Source organism: Arthrobacter sp. TJ-238 (assembly GCF_058269215.1).
The window spans coordinates 102,816-119,572 of the sequence record NZ_JBZCNH010000009.1; the positions used below are offsets into that span (position 1 = coordinate 102,816).

Genomic DNA, 16,757 nt, shown 5'->3' on the forward strand with positions numbered 1-16,757 from the left:
ACAGTATATAAGTGACACGCAGTGCCATAACGGCCTACAGTGTCGCTATAGACTTTGACTATACGAAGCAGACGGTCCTCATTACCGGTGCAAGCTCAGGCATCGGGGAGGCTTTCGCGCATGCACTTGCCGAGCGAGGGTCTGCTCTGGTGCTGGTGGCGCGGCGTGGAGATCGGCTGCATCGCCTCGCGGCGGAGCTTCGGGCAGGACGTGGTGTGGATGTTTCGGTGATTACCGCAGATCTGTCATCGCCCGCAGCTGGGCCCGATCTTCATCGGGTTGTCCTCGAGCGGGGTCTGACCGTAACGAGCCTGATCAACAACGCTGGATTCGGTTCGTTCGGGCCCTTCACCGAGCAGAGGCTGTCTAGTCTGTCCGATGAGATTGCCGTCGACGTTGCCGCGCCCGTGATTCTGACCTCCGTGTTCCTTCCCGACCTGATCCAGTCCGGCACCGGCTTCCTGATCAACGTTGCGAGCATGGCCGCATATACACCTGTTCCACGCATGGCCGTCTACGCGGCGTCCAAAGCTTTCATTCTCAGCTTCACTGAAGCACTGTGGGCTGAGACCCGGAACACCGGTATCACTGTCTTCGCGCTCTCACCCGGAGCCACCAGTACCGAGTTCAACACTGTTGTCGGTACGGACGATGCCACCGCCGGCGCCCGCATGCGCACACCCTCTCAGGTCGTCGCCACTGCTTTGCGGCATCTAGAACGACGCAACCCAAGCCCAAGCGTCATCGACGGCGCAGGAAACCAGACAGGCGCAATCCTGACGAAGCTCCTTAACCGGCGGACAACAGCTACAGCCATGAACCGGCTCACAGACCCAGAACGCCGCAAGAAACCGGCACCCCCGAGGGAAGGCCAGTAGTAATTTACGTGCAAGAAGGCGAGCAGTGGTCTCAAGAGTCTCGGTGCCAATCGGAGCAGGACGAATGCCCATCAGTGACCTCGCCAGCTTCTGGAGAAGCACCCATGCTGGCTGTGGTGGAGTCAGCAACCTTGAGATTTATTCGATGAGTTAGCTGAACGGACCAGCAGAACCTTGATGACTCTGTTCATTACCGGAGGTGTTACACCGGTCATGTGATGAATCCGATTAGAGGCTCCTGTAAGGCATGTTCAGCTTACGAGGGGGTACCTCAGGGAGATTTGGTTGCTGTCGGGGTCGGTGACGATGCCGTGTCGCATGTTTCCCCATGTCACTAGGGGTGATACTTCTTGGGCGCCGTCTGCGACGAGCTTGGCGTACATCGCGTCGACGTCATCGGCGGAAGCGAACCCGAACTCCAGGACGACCCGTCGGTCGTTCGCGCCACGCTCGTAACCGGGGAAATATGCTCTGATGTAGTCGACGGTCTCCCAGTACAGGATCGTTCCGTTGGGCATAGGAAGCCGGAACGCCTCGTGGGAGTTCACGTCCTCTCGGATGGGCAGCCCCAGCGACCGGTAGAACGTCATCGCGGCGTCGAGGTTCGTGACGATGATGCCCACGATCCCCAGACCCAGGGTCCCACCAGGCACTGAGCTTGTCGGACCGGAGGTGGGCGTCCCACTGGTGGTAGCGGATCGCGGGGCGCAGGCAGCTAGAGCCGCGGCCGCCAAGGCCGCCAGGCCTCCCCGCAGGACACGGCGACGATTCGATGCTCTGGACAAGATCGTCCTTCCTTGTTGCGGGGGGGCCGGGCAGCTAACGAGCGCCCTGGGGCTGGTTACTGTCAGGGATTGAGGATGATTTTGCCTCGGAGCTTTCCTGCTTGCTGGCGTTCGTGAGCCTGTGCTGCCTGCTCAAGGGGATAAGTGGCTTCAATGGGTGTGCCGAGTTCATTGTCTCCGGCGGCTTCCAGGAGGCGGGTGAGCTCGAGAGTGTCGGGATGTACGGTCAGGACTGTCACTGCTATCCCTCGAGCAGCATCGAAAGGACCTGTCGGGTCGATGTACGGCGGCACAACAGTGACATAGCTTCCTCCATCACGCACGGCCGCAATAGTAGAGTGCGCGGTGGCTCCTCCGACCAGGTCCACGGCAGCATCGACACCCTCGGGGTTCTGGGTACGCACCTCCAGCGTGAAATCCCCGCGGTGAACAGTCGCCGTGGCGCCCAATGACATCGCGACATCGGCGTCCTCGGCCCGGGTGACCGCTGTGACGAGTAGCCCCTGGCGGGCTGCGAGTTGCACGACGATCCTGCCCACGGCCCCGAGCGGCCCGTTCACGAGTACAGTTGAGCCGGCAACCAGGTTCAGCGATTCAATGATCTGACTGGCAGTCAGACCGGCCAGCGGGACAGTCGCTGCCTGATCGAGCGAGAGCCCCTCAGGTACGGGGGCCAGCAGGTCAGCAGCAAGAGTGATGTATTGCGTGTAGGTGCCGTTCTGATCGAGGGGCTGAAAGGTCATCGCAGCGACTCGGTCACCCACGGCGACGGCGCTCACACCGTCACCCAGTGCCTCGATAATGCCGGCTAGGTCCCACCCGATGACCATCGGGAACCGGGCGTCATCCTGGGAGATGTTCTTTCCTGCCCGCGTGCTGAGGTCCACTGGATTCACAGCAGCGGCAACCACCCGCACCACGGCCTGGCCCGCTGTCGGAGCCGGAACACTCACCTGCCCCTCCTGGAGCTCTGCCGGGCACCCAAAAGCGTTGATGATCTGTGCTCGTGCTGATCTTGCAATCGGTGTGCTCACGATGAACTCCTAAGTAGATCGATCTGTCTAGTTCGTTCAAGCTAGCAGAGGTAGACTGATCTGTATATGAGTACCCCTAGTGATCGTCCCGGGAGCCGTGATCGACTCCTTGCTGCTGCGGTTGACCTGCTTCGTTTGAAGGGGCCGGCGGCCAGCGGCACAGCCGAATTACTGAAGCTTGCGCAAGCACCGCGCGGTTCCTTCTATTTTCACTTCCCAGACGGGAAAGACCAGTTGGTTGCAGAGGCAGTTGCTCTTGCCGCACAGGACACCCACGAGGTCATCATGGCTCACCTTGGAGATCGGTCGAGGTCCCTTCCCGAGCGCCTCGAGGCACTTTTGCGCCAGGTTGGACAAGATCTTGAGACGGGCGACTTCCAGCAGGGTTGTGCCGTGGCGGCAACCTCCGTGCAACTCGCCGATAGCGACCCGCGATTGCGCACAGTAGCCTCAGACGCGTTCCACGGGTGGACCAGGACTCTCATCACCGCCTTCCGAGATGAAGGCATGGAGGCTGCGGCTGCCCAACTGCTGGCTGATACGGTCGTCGCAGTGCTCGAGGGTGCCACGATTCTCGCCCGTACCAGACGCGACGCAACACCCCTGTCCAATGCAGCAACCGCCATGCGTGAGCTCGCAACCACCATGCTTCCGTAGTTCCCCTCCTTGGAAGAGGCGAGTGGTACGCCGCGCGGAGAAAGGTGTAACGGGCTATAGAGTCGGTAAGTCCGCTCGTGAAGCACCGACGCCCGTCCTGGCGAGCATCAAAACAACTTCTAACACGCGATTCTGGCTCTGACATGGACTGAGGCGTGCCACTCGCCCTCTAATTGTCATGGTTGCGTAGTGGTCTCAGTGACTGTGACTAACTCGTGTTGGTTTTCGTGTGTAGTTATCCGCGCCGGGTAAGGCGCATGCCTGATCCTTCGCCTTCGAGCAGCGGCATCAGACCCGTCATGAGTTCGGCGTAGCCTGCGGTGGCGTTATGCGCGACCAAGTCTTCGACGGTCGCCCCTTCCTCGAGCAGGACGATGTGGTTCGGGTCATCGAGGTCCGTCAGGAGCTCGTACTGCAGGCATCCTGCCTCGGTCCGTGTCGCTTCGATGAAGTTCGCGATGAGGTCGACAGCGGCTTGATTGTTCTTCGGGCTCGTGTGGGCCTGAACAAGGATCATGATGGGCGAGGCGGTGTTGTCGGTCATGGTCGTGGTGCTTTCTGTTGAGCTTGGTAGGTAGTCGTACGCTAACTCCTGACGTTGGCGTGAGGTGCAAGAGGCTGCGCGAAGAAACAGAACGAAGAGGCGGACAGGGACGATGCGAATTGGTGAGGTGGCGCAGCAGTGCGGGGTGAGCGTGCGTGCTCTGCGCTATTACGAGGAGCACGGTTTGCTGCAGTCCGTGCGCTCACCGGCCGGGCAGCGCGTGTACGACGAATCGGCCGTGACCCGTGTGGCGCTTATTCAGCAGTTGTACGCAGCTGGGATCACGAGCCCGAGGATCCGGGCGATCCTGCCCTGCATGGAAGCCGGCGCATCAACACCTGAGCTCATCGAAGAACTCCGGCAGCAACGCTCCCAGTTACAGGAACGCGCCCTCCAGCTCGAGGCGACAATTCTCAAACTCGACGACGTCATCGACACCGCACTCCACCCACGCGATGACTGCACCCTTACCGGCGTAATTCCGGCCTGATTGGTGTATTTTCAGCCCGACCAGGTTACGGAGCGAGCGGGATGCTTGCCCCGGGGATTTCGGTGGTGAGTCGACATCACTTTTTTCAGCACTTGGTCTCCAAGGGGTCATCCAGCTGAGAGCTGTAAGGGTTTCGCTTAGGTCAAGTGCTCCTGCTTCTTGAAGGCGAGACACCGAGTGAGCCGATTTTGGTTCGTGTAGGGTGCGAACGCGTTCAGATTTGCCCTGCATGCAGTCAGGGCTTGGATGGTATTAGCGACGACCTTCCAAAGGTGCTATTGCTGGAGGGGAAGGTACGAGCCGCTTGGAGACGATTGCCGCCCTCAAGGGCGGAACGTGTGCTAGTTGCACTGATGATGAGGATCAGCGACATGGGTGGGTCCGCTAACCATCCCGCGACAATGACCTTTCTTAATCTTGCCTTAACCAGTTTGCGCTGTTGGTATTCACTTTTAGCAGGAGAACCAGGTGTAGAAACCGGTATCGCCTGTAGAGGGCTTCGCCGAATAAATGAAGCCGACATTAGTGACGGCTATTCGGCTCGGGGGTGTATTCGTTCATTGTGGGGGCGTGGAAGCTGGTCTGTGTCCCCGCAGGAGGCGGCGTAGGAGGCGAGGAGGGCTAGTTTGTCGGCGTTGTCGGATCCTGGGGTGGGGTGGTATATAGCCAGAACGAGTGCGTGGGCGGTGTCACCGATGGTGAGTTTTTCGCGGTTGAGGGTCATCTCCCCGACGAGGGGGTGATCGATGATGATGGGCCAGTTCTGCCGTGCTTGGACGTCTTGTTGCGCCCAGAGGGTCCTGAATCGGTTGCTTGCGAGGGAGAGCTCGCCGACGAGGTCGATGAAGCGTGCATCGTTTGTGTCGGGTCCGACGGATCGTCGGAAGCCGGCGACGAGGCGAGCTGTTGTGTCCTCCCAGTCCGGGTAGAGGGCCTGCTCGTCAGCGTCGAGGAGCACGTCGCGCAGCCGGTTCCGGCCTATGGTGAGCCGCGGTGAGATAGCGGTGGCGAGGGGATTGGTGGCGAGGACGTCGAAGTAACGGCCCTCCACGAACGCGGGCAGGTTCATCAATGACAGAAGCAGATTGATGCTCTCGGGCACGGGTTCGCGTCTCGGCCGTTTCCGTGGCCGAGTCATGGGTTGGTCGTTGACGGAAAGCAGGTACGCGGTTCCTGTTGGACCCAGACCGAATACCTGCGCGAGAGCTTCGAGGATCTGTTGTGAGGGTCGTCGGTCCCGGCCTTGCTCGAGGCGCAGGTAGTAGTCAGAGCTAATCCCAGCCAACAGCGCCACTTCGGAGCGGCGCAACCCGGGAACGCGGCGATTGCTCCCCGCCGGCAGTCCAACCTGTTCCGGGCGCACCCGACCGCGCTGAGCGCGCAGGTAATCACCGAGCAAGTTCTCCCTGGAAGTCATACCTGAAGCCTAGAACTTCCCTGCAGGCGTGGTCGTGGTCCTGCTGGCCCCACTATCAAGGGGGCATACCTACACCGCGTCCACCCCGCCCACCATTGATCCCAGCCAGGAGCTACCGGAGCAACAAATGTCTAGTTGATGATGATCCAGCATCGGGGTGGTCTGGGTACCGGGTAACTGCACAACCAGTGCTTTAGAAGAAGGAGGACCGCTATGAGTGGATTAGCTGTTGTTACCGGAGCATCATCTGGTATCGGTCGGGAGTACGCCCGTCGCCTGGCAACCCAGGGTACGAACCTGATTGCGGTTGGTCGCCGGCAGGAGCGCCTGAAGGAACTTGTCACTGAGTTCCCCGATGTAACAGTGCGGACCGTCGTTGCGGATCTCTCGACATACGAGGGAGTTCGGGAGGTCATCAACGCTGTTGGGGACCAGCCAGTCACGTTGCTCGTCAACAACGCCGGCGTCGCCCACTACAAGGCATTCCTTGACCTGCCTCAGGAGCAAGCCTCGGAGCTTGTTGGCGTGAAAGTGCTCGCCCCCACCCTCCTGACCCATGCCGTCGCCCCGGGAATGGTCTCGCGCGGTACTGGGCAGATCGTCAATGTTGCGGGGATGATTGCCTTCAGCGGCCCGGCGAGTCTGGAACAGGTGGGGCTGCGGCGCGCAATCTACGCATCGACACTCGCCTACACGCTCACCCTCTCACAGACCCTTAGCGCGGAGCTCTCTCCAAACGGCGTCGCCGTACAGGCACTGCTGCCCGGCGTGGTTGCGACCGAGTTCCACGAACGGCAGGGCTTGGATCTTTCGGCCACTGCCCGCATGAGCGCCGCGGACGTCGTCACCGCCAGCTTCCGAGGAATTGAACTCGGCGAGACCGTCACCGCCCCCGGCGTAGAGCAGGGCGACCTGCTCCAAGACGCCTTCACCGCGGACCTCATAGCGTTCGGCGCGCAGTCACCCGAACTGGCCACCCGCTACAACCCCTAACCTGGAACCTCGAAAGCGGATGCGATATCGAGGGAAGCGGCGCAGAGCAGTTCGCTCAAACATCTCGGCTCTGTCTCTCTGTCTTGCCACGCTTGTATTCTCGAGACGACTTTGGCCGGGCGCATGTACTACCGGTGATCGTGGTGTCCGTCGTGGGGGCATTCATCAGGGTAGGGCACCTGCGCGTTGCATGAGCCAGTCGAGGTTGTTTTGGAGGCCGGCCCTCCATGCCTCCCAGGTATGACCGCCTGGCACGGTCTGCAACTGAACGTCGATGCCTGCCGTCGTCATGGCGGCGGCGACCTTCTCGCCCTGCGGCCTGTAGAAGCTGTCGTCGGCGCCGACTGTGATGATTCCCGCGGTGTCGGGCAGTGAAGTGGTCGTGATGATATTGAGGGCGTTCTGGGCTTCGAAGGCCACGGCGTCACCGGAGAAGTAGCCGCTGATCAGGGCGTCGTGGCCCGCTTCGATGGTGGGCTGGTCCTCGCCGGAGATGTCGAGGAACGTCGGGTAGACCGATGGGTGGCCCGTCGCGAGGGTCAGGGAGCACGTACCGCCGTAGGAGAAGCCGCCGATCGCCCAGTCGGTGGGGGCATGGGTTCCTGCTTTCAATGTGGATTTCACCCAGGCCGGGAGGTCGGTGGCGAGGTAGGTCCCTGCCTTGCCGTAGTTGCTGTCGAGGCAGAGGGACGGTGTGGGGCCGGTGCTCGCTGCGGCGTCCGGTAGGATCACGATCGGCGCCAGGCCCTTATGGTCTGCTGCGTACGCGTTCATCACCGCCGGAAGCTGGCCGCCGGTGATCCAGTCCTTGGGTCCGCCGGGATCCCCATGGATGAGCACGAGGACCGGGACGCTGGCCGGGGTGGAAGCCAGATAAGCCGGGGGCAAATACACGTAGGCATCACCGGCCTTTACCCCCGAGACCGTCCCCGGGATTGTCGTCACGGACACGGTGCCGGTAGCGGGCATGTCCGCGGGCGGATCCCAGTCGGCGAGAGTGGTCAATGGACCTGGGTCCTTGAGGGTGTCCACGGCCTCGAGCCGCGGTATGTTGCTGCCACCACCCACTGCCTCCAGCGTCGGGAAGGAGCCGTAGTAGGCGTTGATACCTCCTGCAGCCGCGACCAGGACCAGGATGGGAGCGACAACGGTTAGTACGCGCTGCCACCACCGCCGGCGAGTGACCACAACACGTACAGCGAGCAGGACCGCCGCGATCGCCGCCCCGCCTAGTACGTAGAACCAGGAGGGCTGGGGTGCCCCCCAGATGTTCACGAACACCTCGGTCACAAACCAGACAACGATTCCGCCGACCGCTCCGATGAGTACGGCAGGGATAACGGTGCGCGTGAGGTGCCGTCTGCGACCGGCCACGAGCCACAGCAGAGCGAGCCCGCCGATGACGGTGAAGACGGCGGGCGCCAGTCCTCCGATGAGGTCCCACTCGAACGGATTCATGAGTGCTCCTTCGGTCCGGCGATGCGGGTCGACGGTGCGTCGTGTGTGCGCACGACTGGGACGGGTACCGAAGGGGATGCTGATGAGGACGCCGGACCAGGGACTGATGGGGGCGGTGAAGCGGGTGATGGTGCGGGGGTTAGTTGGGAGACGGGGGCAGACCCGGGTGCTGACAGGGACACTGGTGCGGTGGCTGGTAGTGACTTTGCTACGGATCGTGAAGCGGGTGCGGGTTCAGTTGCCCGTCCGCGTAGTGGCGCTGTCCTAATAAGGTGCCATATGTCGACGGGGCTGATGTCTGGTGCATAGGCCCTGGTGATGGCCTGTCCAATCGCCGGGAGGGTGGCCGGGTCCTCGAAGCACAGGTACAAGGGTACATATCGGGGCCCGAACTTCGCCTTGAATGCGAACAGGGACCGGAAGCCGTAGACCGGTTCGAGGGTGCGCCCGATGACACCGAGTATCCTGTCCAGGGCGTCCCCCGGGGTGGCTTCGGCGTCTTTCGGGACGAACCGCGCGAGGGGCGCACCGGACAGGCTGAGCTGGGTGTAGCCCTCCGCCTGCAGGTCGAGCGCGGCTTGGGCGATGAGCACCTCGATGCTGTGCTTGAAGCCGGACCCGCGGCGCCGCATGAAGTCCAGCGTCCACCCGGTGACCTCGCCGTCCTCGTGGATGGGCAGCCACGAGGCGACGGCGTGGACGGTGCGCTCGTCGTCGATGATCACGGAGCAGCGGACGTCGGGATCGCGCAGCTCGTCGATGCCGCCGAGGGTGAAGCCCATCTCCGGCAGGGACTTGTCCGCCACCCATTCCTCCGAGATGCTGCGGATCTGGTCGAGGATCACCAGCGGGGTCCTCCGGGTGTCCACCCATTCGTTGTGCACGCCGTTCTTCCGAGCCTGGTTGAGGGCGGTGCGGATGTCCTGGAACTTCTTCCCGGTGAAGGCGAGGGAGCCCAGGTCCAGGACCGTCTCCTCGGCCACCTGGAGGCGCCGGAACCCGGTGGCCTCCAGCGCATCGGCCAGGGGTGTGGTCACCGAGTAGAAGCAGGGCGTCCACCCCTGCGCATGGCAGTGGTCCGAGAAGTCACGCAGCGCCCGCTCGGTGTCCTGCTGCGGACCCACCGGTCCGGCCAGTGTCAGGGCGACGCCGGAGATCACGCGGTACGGCACGTACGATCCACCGCCGAACCAGTAGGAGTTGCCCGGCCAGAGGCCCATCCATGTCATTGAGCCTCTGCCGTGGATCGTGGCGATGAGGCGTGCCCGTTCTCGGTCGTCGTCGTTCCCGGTACGGGGCACCGAGCGGAACGACCGGAGGAGGAGCGTTCCAACCACTGCCCAGAACGCGATGCCGATCCACTCGTACAGGATGATCGCCGCGCTGCCGGAGGGGAGGAACGCCGGGTAAATGCGAAGCGTAGCCGCGACGGGTACTAGTCGCTGAGGGAAGTCGGCCAGGAGTGCCCGCACCGTGGCATCCGGACTGAACTGTTCAGCGAGCACCAGTCCGAGGCCAACATAGAGTGCACCGGCGCCGACAATGACGCCGACCGTCCGGATTCCCAGGGCCCTGTAGGCACCAGGTGCTGCCCGCAGCCCGAAGAGCCGGTGGACGAGGATCAGGAGCACTACGATCATGACGGGTTGCAGTGCCGGCACCACGAGGTCGGCGATGACGCGTCCTGGACGGGCACCGTTGAGGAGCGTTGTGAGCTCTTCGTCGGCACCGTGTCGCATGAACGTAAGGAAGGTGTGAACTGAGAGTGCGGCCAGGGCCAGCTGCACCACGATGGTTCCCGCCCACGCGGAGCGGCGGCCGCGGCGCAGGCCATCGGTGAGGACGAGCAGGAGAACGGTTGGCAGGCATGACATCACAATGCCGCCCAAGCCGGCCCGTGCCTGAAGTTGTGCATCGGCGCATTGTCGTACCGCGCCGCCCGGTTCGCAGGCAGCCCGGACGGCATCGGGTGTCGCTCCCTCTACCGTGGTGAAGAGGAGACCGAGAACCGCGAAGGGGCCTGTCGCATGCGGCGAGAGCGCGGCGAGGGTGGGCCCGATGGCTGCCGCGGCGCAAATCAGTGCGACGAGAACACGGGATTCATGGATTGATGAGGCGACCGGGCGGCGTACACGGTGTCGCAAAAGCAGTGGTCCGGCTGCGAGCCCGGCCAGTGCGGCCAGCAGCAACGCCACCGACATGAGCGCTCCGTTGTACAGGACAAGCGTCAGCGGAAGGAGGATGCCCAGGATCCTCAGACGCCGCCGCCAGAGCGGGCCCATCGCGGCGGTTGAGGCCAGCATCGCGCCGAGCACCCCTGCTGCGGGACCACCGAGCGAAGATCTGTCGAACGTAGCCGCCCAGTGCGGGAACAGTGGGGTTACGGCGACGCCGAGGACAAGCGCGCCGAGCAGCGCTACGAGGTGCGTGGCGAGGACGGCGAGTCCGAAGCGAGGCGACCCGAGCCGGGCTTCGGCGAGGATGCCGAGGGTCACCGCGGACACCGTGGCACCGAGGTACGCGGGCAGATCAGGCGCCCAGCCCAGGGACAGCAGCACCGAGAGGGGATTCTGACCCGTGGTCCGGGGAGAGAACAGGACCGAGGGAGCGAGGGCGGCAGGTGGGCCATCTAAGAGGGAGCCAGTACCGAGTGTGAGGAGCCACACTCCGATGATCATCGACAGTGCCAGGGGTGCCCTATGTACCAGGCGAGTAAGGAAGGAGAACAAGACAGCTGCCGGGGCGGTAGGCGCACCAAATGATGTGTGTTCGCGGAATGTCTCGTCGTGCTTTTTGCTGACCATCGTTCCCCCGGTCTGAAGGTTGGGCACCCCGAGATGAAAGTTCTTCAACGGAGTTCACCCGCGAAGTTGAACCGCCGTCAGTGTCCGAGTGCCGGCTGGACGTACTCTGGGTGCGTCTTGTGTTCCATGCATGGGAAGAGGGGCAGGAACCTCGGCGAAGGGGGCCCGCAAGAATGGCCTGTTCGCTTTCTCGTCCTTCGTCTGTCGCTTGGTGTCACAAGCAAGGGTTGTCTGTTGCCACCCGTGGTTGTCAGGCTCTATACCGCGTTGCTCACTCTAGGCCAGCATCACTTTCGACCTTCCGCAACCGGGTGAATACGGCAGCGAGCGACGGGCAACTCGCTGGACCCGCGAACCCTGCATCGGCAGCTGAGAACCTGGGAACTTTCACTGGGGGCAGCTAGGGGAGGGAGGGCAGCTGGCCCTCCTCAACAGGGATCAAAGATAAGCTAGCTGCCCCTTCTGGGTTGCTGCTCAGATCCCGCGCAGAGTAGGTGCTAAAGGGGCTCAGGGCTTCAGCAGAGGTCGCCCTACTCGAGAGAGCCCCAACGAGGCTGAATGTGAGAGCCCCATTCGAGACCATGATCGTCTGTCCTTACTTGTTGCTAAGGGTACTGAGGAGGTTTTGCAGGGATTCCTGTTCCGTTGCCTTGTCCGGACTGCTGGAGCGCACCGATGAGAGAACTGGATCGATCTGATTATCGATGAATGTCCAGGTCTGGCAGTCGGCAGCCATCAGATCGGTCTGGTTGTCATCCCACGCGGTTTCGAGGTCGGTTGCTCGGCTGGCGGCGCCGGCTTGGTCGCCCTGAGTGACGAGCATGAGGGTATCGGTGGCAATGGTGTTGAACTCGGTGAGACTTGCGGCTGGGAATTTTGTTCGTGCCGCTGTTTGGGCTTCGGCCTGAGTCAACGGTGTCGAGCCGGTGGTGCAGGCCGGGGGCGTGCCTTCATCGGCCAGCGCGCTGGTATGCGGGAGGCTGTTGGTGTAGACGAGTAATCCGACGGTGGCTATCGCGACGGTGGTCAGGATGCCGAGAGCGGCCCGCTGACGGGCGGGGGATGAATACTGTGCGGTGTTGGTTCTGGATCGTTCCACGACGTCTGTCCTGCTGATGGACAGGTATATGACGGTGGCGAGGATCGCGGCGAGGAAGAGGACGCTCGTCGCGAAAGTGCCGAGTCCGAGACCTCCTTCGGCTGGTGTCAGGCCGAGCCAGTCACCGATGTTGGCGCCGAGCGGTCGGGTGAGGATGTAGGCGATCCAGAACGTAAGGACAGGGTTTGCACCGAAGCGCCAAAGCGCGGTCACGATGCCAATGAGGACCAGGGGCAGCAGGATAGAGAGTCCTGGGCCCCAGCCTGTAAGTTCCAGGGTCCAGTCGCCCAACGCGGTTCCGAGCGCGAAGGTGGTGAGCACGGCGAGCCAGTAGAACGCCTCGCGCGGCGCACTGATGATGCTGTGAATCGAAAGGGTGCGTTCTTTCCTAAACCAGATGGTGAAGATGACAGCCAGCGCGGCGGAGAACATGGTAGCGCTGATCCACAGGGGAACGCCGGCCTGGTCGGTCAGGATGTCGGTGTAGAGGGTTCCGGTGATGCTCATGACCACGACGGTCAGCCAATAGGCGCCGGGACGGTAGCGGTTGAGCCGCATCTGTACGGTCAGCACGATCACGCTGATGATCGTGAAGATGACGGCAGTTACGACAAGGCCGACGCCGAGGGCCATATTGATGTAGTCGGCGAAGCTCTCGCCCACAGTTGTACAGAGGATCTTGATGATCCAGAACCAGAGTGTGATCTCGGGGACCTTGCTGAGTATCTGTCGCGCCGAGGGTCGAGTTGCAGAATTCATCGAGCGTGTCTGGTCCATGGTCATCTCCTAGGTAGTCCTCTGTAGTCCTCGTCGTCCGCGGGCAATTGCCTCCGCGGTGTCCTTGCTGGCGAGCATCGCGCAGACGCGACCGAATGCTGCCACCAGTGTCGGCTGCGGAGGTTGAACGGAAGCTGAGAGACCAACACCGCACGGGGCAGGGGCAGAATTGTCTCCTCGGATCCGACGTTCTACATTCGGCATTCGGCATTCGACATTCGACGGCAAATAGTGTCGGAACCGTCAGCCCCCGGCAAGACTCAAGGATCGCTTGTCTCCTCGAATGGCGCGGTCATCGCGGAACCCCCGAAAATTTTGGTCCCGTTAGCCTTTGCGGATCCCACCGGGTTCACTACGGATGGCTTTGTGTCGTCCCTCTACTCGTACGGCGTCGGGCCGTCAGATAGAGGCGATGTGAGGTGATGACCAGTGCGAGCCACGCGAACCCCAAAGTCCATGCCACGAGTACGTCGGTGAACCAGTGGTGACCTAGGAAGACGCGGCTCAGGCCCATACTGAGTGCGAAGGCAGCAGCGAGAAGGACTGTGACAGTTGCTTCCCGGCGGGTGTGTTGACGCAGCAAGAGCAGGTATGCAATGACCCCGGCAATCACTAAAGCATTCAACGAGTGACCGCTCGGGAAGGACGCCGAATACTCGTATGGCGGCACGGCGTCAGTCAAGGGGGGACGGGCGCGTCCAATAAACTGTTTGCCAACGATCGTCATCAACAATGATCCGGCAGCAGCTGCACCTATTAGAACAACTGGTGTCCACGATCGGCGGCGAACAGCCAAGAACACCATGACTCCGCCTGCCAGGATCGGCAAGCCAATAGGCCCGCCGATGTTCGTGTAGCCGGTCACCAGGGCGTCGAGCGTTGGGGATCGTAGGTCCACCGCGGCGTTGAGCAGCGGATGATCTAGGGCCGCGACGCCGTCACCTTCAGTCACCGCGTCATAAATCCCCGCCGACGCAACAGTCAGCAATAGCGCCAGCACCGCCCCGACAAGCAACGGTATGACCAGTGCTGCATGAGGGCCGAGCCGGACACTAAGCCGGTGCGTCCAGCGAGCCCCAAACCGTCCAAGTGGTGTCCTCCAGCGCGTGAGATCCCGTCCCGCGGCGAAACGATCCTGTGTATCGCCCGCGGTATTGGCCTGCCCGGCAGAGTCGTCGGTGCCTGCTGCCGCGCGAGAATTCATGTTTCGGTTCATTGTTCTTTTCCTTCGCTCCGGCCCCATTTGCAGGTGGCGTGATTCCGCCGCGGATGATTGCCTCATTAGCTACAAAAGTCACCAGAAAAACGCTAGGGCGTCGACCCTGTGAAAACGCTGAGTTTTGGAGCTGCGACAGCCGGTGTGCAGTGGAACCGGGTGACTACTTTCACTGCTTTACTCCCAAGCTAGGTGGCCCTCTGTACGGATGCGCAGAACACCTCACACGGGCCGCAGGGCTAACAGGTCTTCGATACCTCGAAAAGCACCGGCATGGACGTTAGACAGCAGGTGCTGCCGGGCGGGCACTCTTGGCAGGTCTGGAAACCCGGTTTGCAAAACAACCTGAACTGGCTGGCAGCTCGGTCCGGGCTCACCCAGTGGCCCTTATGGCGCTCAGCCCGCCGAGAACCAGTCCTGCTCGTGAAGAATTGTGTAGCGCCCGGGGTGGCCGACAGGAGGTCGAAGGAGGTTGAACTGTCCCGCGTACATTTTATGTTCGGCCTGACTTCAGGTTAGGGCGTGTGTGCGAGGTCCGGGGGTGTGAGGTGGTGGGCGGTGAGCTGTGCCCCTAGGACAGCGGCAAGATGGTCGTGGCCGGCCTGTGTCAGGTGCACGCCGTCCGCCAGCTGGTTGCTTGCTTGGTAGCGGGTCAGCCAGTCGCCGGCGCTGATGAAAGTGATGTGATGCCCCGCCGCGTAGGCGCCCAGAGCCGCGTCGACCGCGGAGCGGCGTCCACCGCCGTCAGCAGTTCCCTTGGCAAGGGTTCCGATCATGATGATCTTCGATGAGGGGTACGCGCGGGTAAGCGTGGAGACGACCTTGTCGGCGCCGCCGGTGACTTGTGCGTCCGTAGCACCCTGGGCGGCGTCGTTGCCGCCTCCCTGTACGACGATCAGGGCCGGATCCGTACATGGTAGGACCCACTGGCCGCTGTTGAGTGCTGAGGGGTAATCGAGCGCACCGTTGCCATTGGCTGTGGCGAAACCGGTTCCTCCTGCTCCGACGAACCTGACGTCGTACCCAGCGTCGCGCAGCGCGGTCTGCGTCCAGGTTTGGTCCGCGGGGACTCCCGCCGCACCACCGGACTGTGAATCACCAATGAGCAGAGCGGTCCGGCTGGGATTGGCCACATGCAGGCCCGGTTTCCCGCTGAATGGGTCTGTGCAAGCCGTGTGTTGGGACTTGGCGGGAGCCATAGCAATCGGACTCGCCGGTGGTGCCGCTGGCGCTGCCTCAACCTGCCCGGCAGTCATCCCTTGCACACCTGTCGTCGGTGTCGATGTCGTTGTGGATGAGGCGAGGCTGCCGCCCACGGCTGCTGTTACCACCAGCAGCGCGCCGGCAATGAAACTGCCCCCTGCCGTCATCGCGGCCCGACGTTGTTCGCGTCCTGTGCGGTACATAGTGTCCTCCGACATCCAGGCCGGCTCGAATCGGTCTTTCGATGCGGCGTACCTCGATACCAGTAGTGTCATCCGCGGATCTTGAACAGACGCTGAGAGCCCCGTGACCCCATCGGGAGCACTTCCGGAGCACAGCAGGATGACTTCGGTAGAAGGCGGTGAACAACAGCTAGTGGCCCTAATTCACACAAGGTTCGGCGACCAGTGATGGTGGCCGTGCGAAGGTACCCCTGATCGGTCAGCGGAGGCTAGTGCTGAGGACCTCTTGTGGGTTTCTCAGCGTCCTCTTAGCGGGGGTGGGTGAAAGTGGTGTCAGGCACCGCAAGACGGGGCCGGACCCGAATTGACGCTAACAAGCTGGTAGGCCAGCTTGCACCGCAGGGTTCACGTCCGTTGATTGAAAGGCAGTCCGCCCATGAACACCATCCAGAAGAAGAAGGCTATCGTAGGCTCGCTCGCGGGTCTGGTGCTGGTCAGCGGAACCGCTCTCGGCGGTATCGCTGTGGCCAACGCCACCACCACCACGACTCCCTCGCCGGGCACCACGCAGGGCGGGCAGGGTGAGCAGAACGACGCGAATGAGGCGAAGGTGAAGGGATCAATTTCGGTTCCCGAGTCTGCTACCGAGGTACCTGATGCCGAGGAAACCGCGCAGCTCGCCAAGCTCGCGACCGTCGACACCTTCGCTGCTGAGGCAGCTGCCACGGCGTCGGTCCCGGGGAGCACGATCGTACGCACCGACCTCGGTGATGAGGACGGGTTCCTGGTCTATGACGTGACCGTCAAGGACGGTGCAGGCGTCATGACGGAAGTAAAGATCGATGCCGGCGACGCCGCCGTGCTGGCTTCCGAGGCAGGCGACGACGAGGGCACTGGAAGCCCCAAAGGTTCAGAAGCCGACGAAGCCAGCGAAGGCCCCGAGTCCCAAGACGGCGCCGACCAGAGCAACGACAATGGCGCCGACGGCGAAATGAACGACGCCCAAGAAGCCGCCCAGGGCACCGCCAACGGCAAGTAGCCGCAACAGCCCCGAACAAGCTCCATCAGGGCCCACGAAAGCCGGCCGCGTATCCGCTCCCCACAGCGATGCGCGGCCGGCCTCTGTTAACCCACCCCTCGTCCGGCCGCTGCCCTCGGCACGCACTGGCACAAATCCGGCCAGCCGATGAGAACGATCGCAGCCAGTTGCGCCCAACCGG

Annotated in this window: 14 protein-coding genes and 1 pseudogene; 5 read left to right on the plus strand and 10 right to left on the minus strand. The window is 62.5% G+C overall.

What is annotated here, in order from left to right:
• Nucleotides 1–11: 11 nt before the first annotated feature.
• Nucleotides 12–878 (plus strand): SDR family NAD(P)-dependent oxidoreductase, encoded by an 867-nt coding sequence (locus AC4D2O_RS17300; protein WP_490908598.1) that lies wholly within the window; start codon nucleotides 12–14, stop codon nucleotides 876–878.
• A gap of 251 nt (nucleotides 879–1,129) precedes the next feature.
• Here AC4D2O_RS17300 and AC4D2O_RS17305 read toward each other — a convergent pair whose 3' ends face one another.
• Nucleotides 1,130–1,501 carry a VOC family protein gene (locus tag AC4D2O_RS17305; RefSeq protein WP_490908599.1) on the minus strand — a complete coding sequence of 124 codons (372 nt, stop codon included), beginning with the start codon at nucleotides 1,499–1,501 and terminating at the stop codon, nucleotides 1,130–1,132.
• Between the two features lie 224 nt (nucleotides 1,502–1,725).
• Entirely contained in the window at nucleotides 1,726–2,697 is a 972-nt protein-coding gene (locus AC4D2O_RS17310) for an NADP-dependent oxidoreductase (protein ID WP_490908600.1), read from the minus strand.
• A gap of 66 nt (nucleotides 2,698–2,763) precedes the next feature.
• Here AC4D2O_RS17310 and AC4D2O_RS17315 point away from each other — a divergent pair, with 66 nt between their 5' ends.
• Nucleotides 2,764–3,354: a TetR/AcrR family transcriptional regulator gene (locus AC4D2O_RS17315; RefSeq protein WP_490908601.1), complete on the plus strand. Its 591-nt coding sequence runs from the start codon at nucleotides 2,764–2,766 to the stop codon at nucleotides 3,352–3,354.
• 235 nt (nucleotides 3,355–3,589) lie between these two features.
• Here the strand turns inward: AC4D2O_RS17315 and AC4D2O_RS17320 are convergent, their stop codons facing one another.
• Complete coding sequence (locus tag AC4D2O_RS17320; RefSeq protein ID WP_490908602.1) at nucleotides 3,590–3,898, minus strand: putative quinol monooxygenase; 309 nt, start codon at nucleotides 3,896–3,898, stop codon at nucleotides 3,590–3,592.
• A gap of 112 nt (nucleotides 3,899–4,010) precedes the next feature.
• Here AC4D2O_RS17320 and AC4D2O_RS17325 point away from each other — a divergent pair, with 112 nt between their 5' ends.
• A complete protein-coding gene (locus AC4D2O_RS17325) occupies nucleotides 4,011–4,388 on the plus strand; it encodes a MerR family transcriptional regulator (RefSeq protein WP_490908603.1) in 378 nt (125 codons plus the stop codon).
• A gap of 532 nt (nucleotides 4,389–4,920) precedes the next feature.
• On the opposite strand, the gene AC4D2O_RS17330 is transcribed toward AC4D2O_RS17325, so the two are convergent.
• Complete coding sequence (locus AC4D2O_RS17330; RefSeq protein ID WP_490908644.1) at nucleotides 4,921–5,490, minus strand: MmyB family transcriptional regulator; 570 nt, start codon at nucleotides 5,488–5,490, stop codon at nucleotides 4,921–4,923.
• Between the two features lie 78 nt (nucleotides 5,491–5,568).
• A pseudogene (locus AC4D2O_RS17335) lies at nucleotides 5,569–5,805 on the minus strand (helix-turn-helix domain-containing protein); the annotation flags it as partial.
• 213 nt (nucleotides 5,806–6,018) lie between these two features.
• On the opposite strand from AC4D2O_RS17335, the gene AC4D2O_RS17340 reads away from it, so the two are divergent.
• Nucleotides 6,019–6,798: an SDR family NAD(P)-dependent oxidoreductase gene (locus AC4D2O_RS17340; RefSeq protein WP_490908604.1), complete on the plus strand. Its 780-nt coding sequence runs from the start codon at nucleotides 6,019–6,021 to the stop codon at nucleotides 6,796–6,798.
• A 165-nt stretch (nucleotides 6,799–6,963) separates the two neighbouring features.
• Here the strand turns inward: AC4D2O_RS17340 and AC4D2O_RS17345 are convergent, their stop codons facing one another.
• The 5 genes from AC4D2O_RS17345 to AC4D2O_RS17365 all read right to left on the minus strand — a co-directional run bounded on the left by AC4D2O_RS17345 (nucleotide 6,964) and on the right by AC4D2O_RS17365 (nucleotide 15,285).
• Nucleotides 6,964–8,256 (minus strand): alpha/beta hydrolase, encoded by a 1,293-nt coding sequence (locus AC4D2O_RS17345; protein WP_490908606.1) that lies wholly within the window; start codon nucleotides 8,254–8,256, stop codon nucleotides 6,964–6,966.
• Nucleotides 8,253–10,934 (minus strand): bifunctional lysylphosphatidylglycerol flippase/synthetase MprF, encoded by a 2,682-nt coding sequence (locus tag AC4D2O_RS17350; RefSeq protein ID WP_490908607.1) that lies wholly within the window; start codon nucleotides 10,932–10,934, stop codon nucleotides 8,253–8,255. The genes AC4D2O_RS17345 and AC4D2O_RS17350 overlap by 4 nt, the downstream gene beginning before the upstream one ends.
• Nucleotides 10,935–11,655: 721 nt before the next feature.
• On the minus strand, nucleotides 11,656–12,936 hold the full coding sequence (locus tag AC4D2O_RS17355) for a COG4705 family protein (protein ID WP_490908608.1): 1,281 nt from the start codon (nucleotides 12,934–12,936) through the stop codon (nucleotides 11,656–11,658).
• A gap of 352 nt (nucleotides 12,937–13,288) precedes the next feature.
• The gene (locus AC4D2O_RS17360; protein WP_490908609.1) at nucleotides 13,289–14,152 is read right to left on the minus strand and encodes a phosphatase PAP2 family protein; all 864 of its coding nucleotides are present in this window, start codon (nucleotides 14,150–14,152) and stop codon (nucleotides 13,289–13,291) included.
• 515 nt (nucleotides 14,153–14,667) lie between these two features.
• Nucleotides 14,668–15,285, minus strand: a complete 618-nt coding sequence (locus tag AC4D2O_RS17365; RefSeq protein ID WP_490908612.1) for an SGNH/GDSL hydrolase family protein — start codon at nucleotides 15,283–15,285, stop codon at nucleotides 14,668–14,670.
• Nucleotides 15,286–15,973: 688 nt separating this feature from the next.
• Between AC4D2O_RS17365 and AC4D2O_RS17370 the strand changes: the two genes are divergently transcribed.
• Complete coding sequence (locus AC4D2O_RS17370; protein ID WP_490908613.1) at nucleotides 15,974–16,576, plus strand: PepSY domain-containing protein; 603 nt, start codon at nucleotides 15,974–15,976, stop codon at nucleotides 16,574–16,576.
• The last annotated feature ends 181 nt before the right edge of the window (nucleotides 16,577–16,757 follow it).

Bases quoted from the DNA above. Each gene is read 5' to 3' on its own strand.
- AC4D2O_RS17370 (WP_490908613.1), top strand. From the start codon at position 15,974: ATGAACACCATCCAGAAGAAGAAGGCTATCGTAGGCTCGCTCGCGGGT.
- AC4D2O_RS17360 (WP_490908609.1), bottom strand. From the start codon at position 14,152: ATGAACCGAAACATGAATTCTCGCGCGGCAGCAGGCACCGACGACTCT.
- AC4D2O_RS17315 (WP_490908601.1), top strand. From the start codon at position 2,764: ATGAGTACCCCTAGTGATCGTCCCGGGAGCCGTGATCGACTCCTTGCT.
- AC4D2O_RS17325 (WP_490908603.1), top strand. From the start codon at position 4,011: ATGCGAATTGGTGAGGTGGCGCAGCAGTGCGGGGTGAGCGTGCGTGCT.
- AC4D2O_RS17320 (WP_490908602.1), bottom strand. From the start codon at position 3,898: ATGACCGACAACACCGCCTCGCCCATCATGATCCTTGTTCAGGCCCAC.
- AC4D2O_RS17340 (WP_490908604.1), top strand. From the start codon at position 6,019: ATGAGTGGATTAGCTGTTGTTACCGGAGCATCATCTGGTATCGGTCGG.
- AC4D2O_RS17350 (WP_490908607.1), bottom strand. From the start codon at position 10,934: ATGATCATCGGAGTGTGGCTCCTCACACTCGGTACTGGCTCCCTCTTA.
- AC4D2O_RS17345 (WP_490908606.1), bottom strand. From the start codon at position 8,256: ATGAATCCGTTCGAGTGGGACCTCATCGGAGGACTGGCGCCCGCCGTC.
- AC4D2O_RS17355 (WP_490908608.1), bottom strand. From the start codon at position 12,936: ATGGACCAGACACGCTCGATGAATTCTGCAACTCGACCCTCGGCGCGA.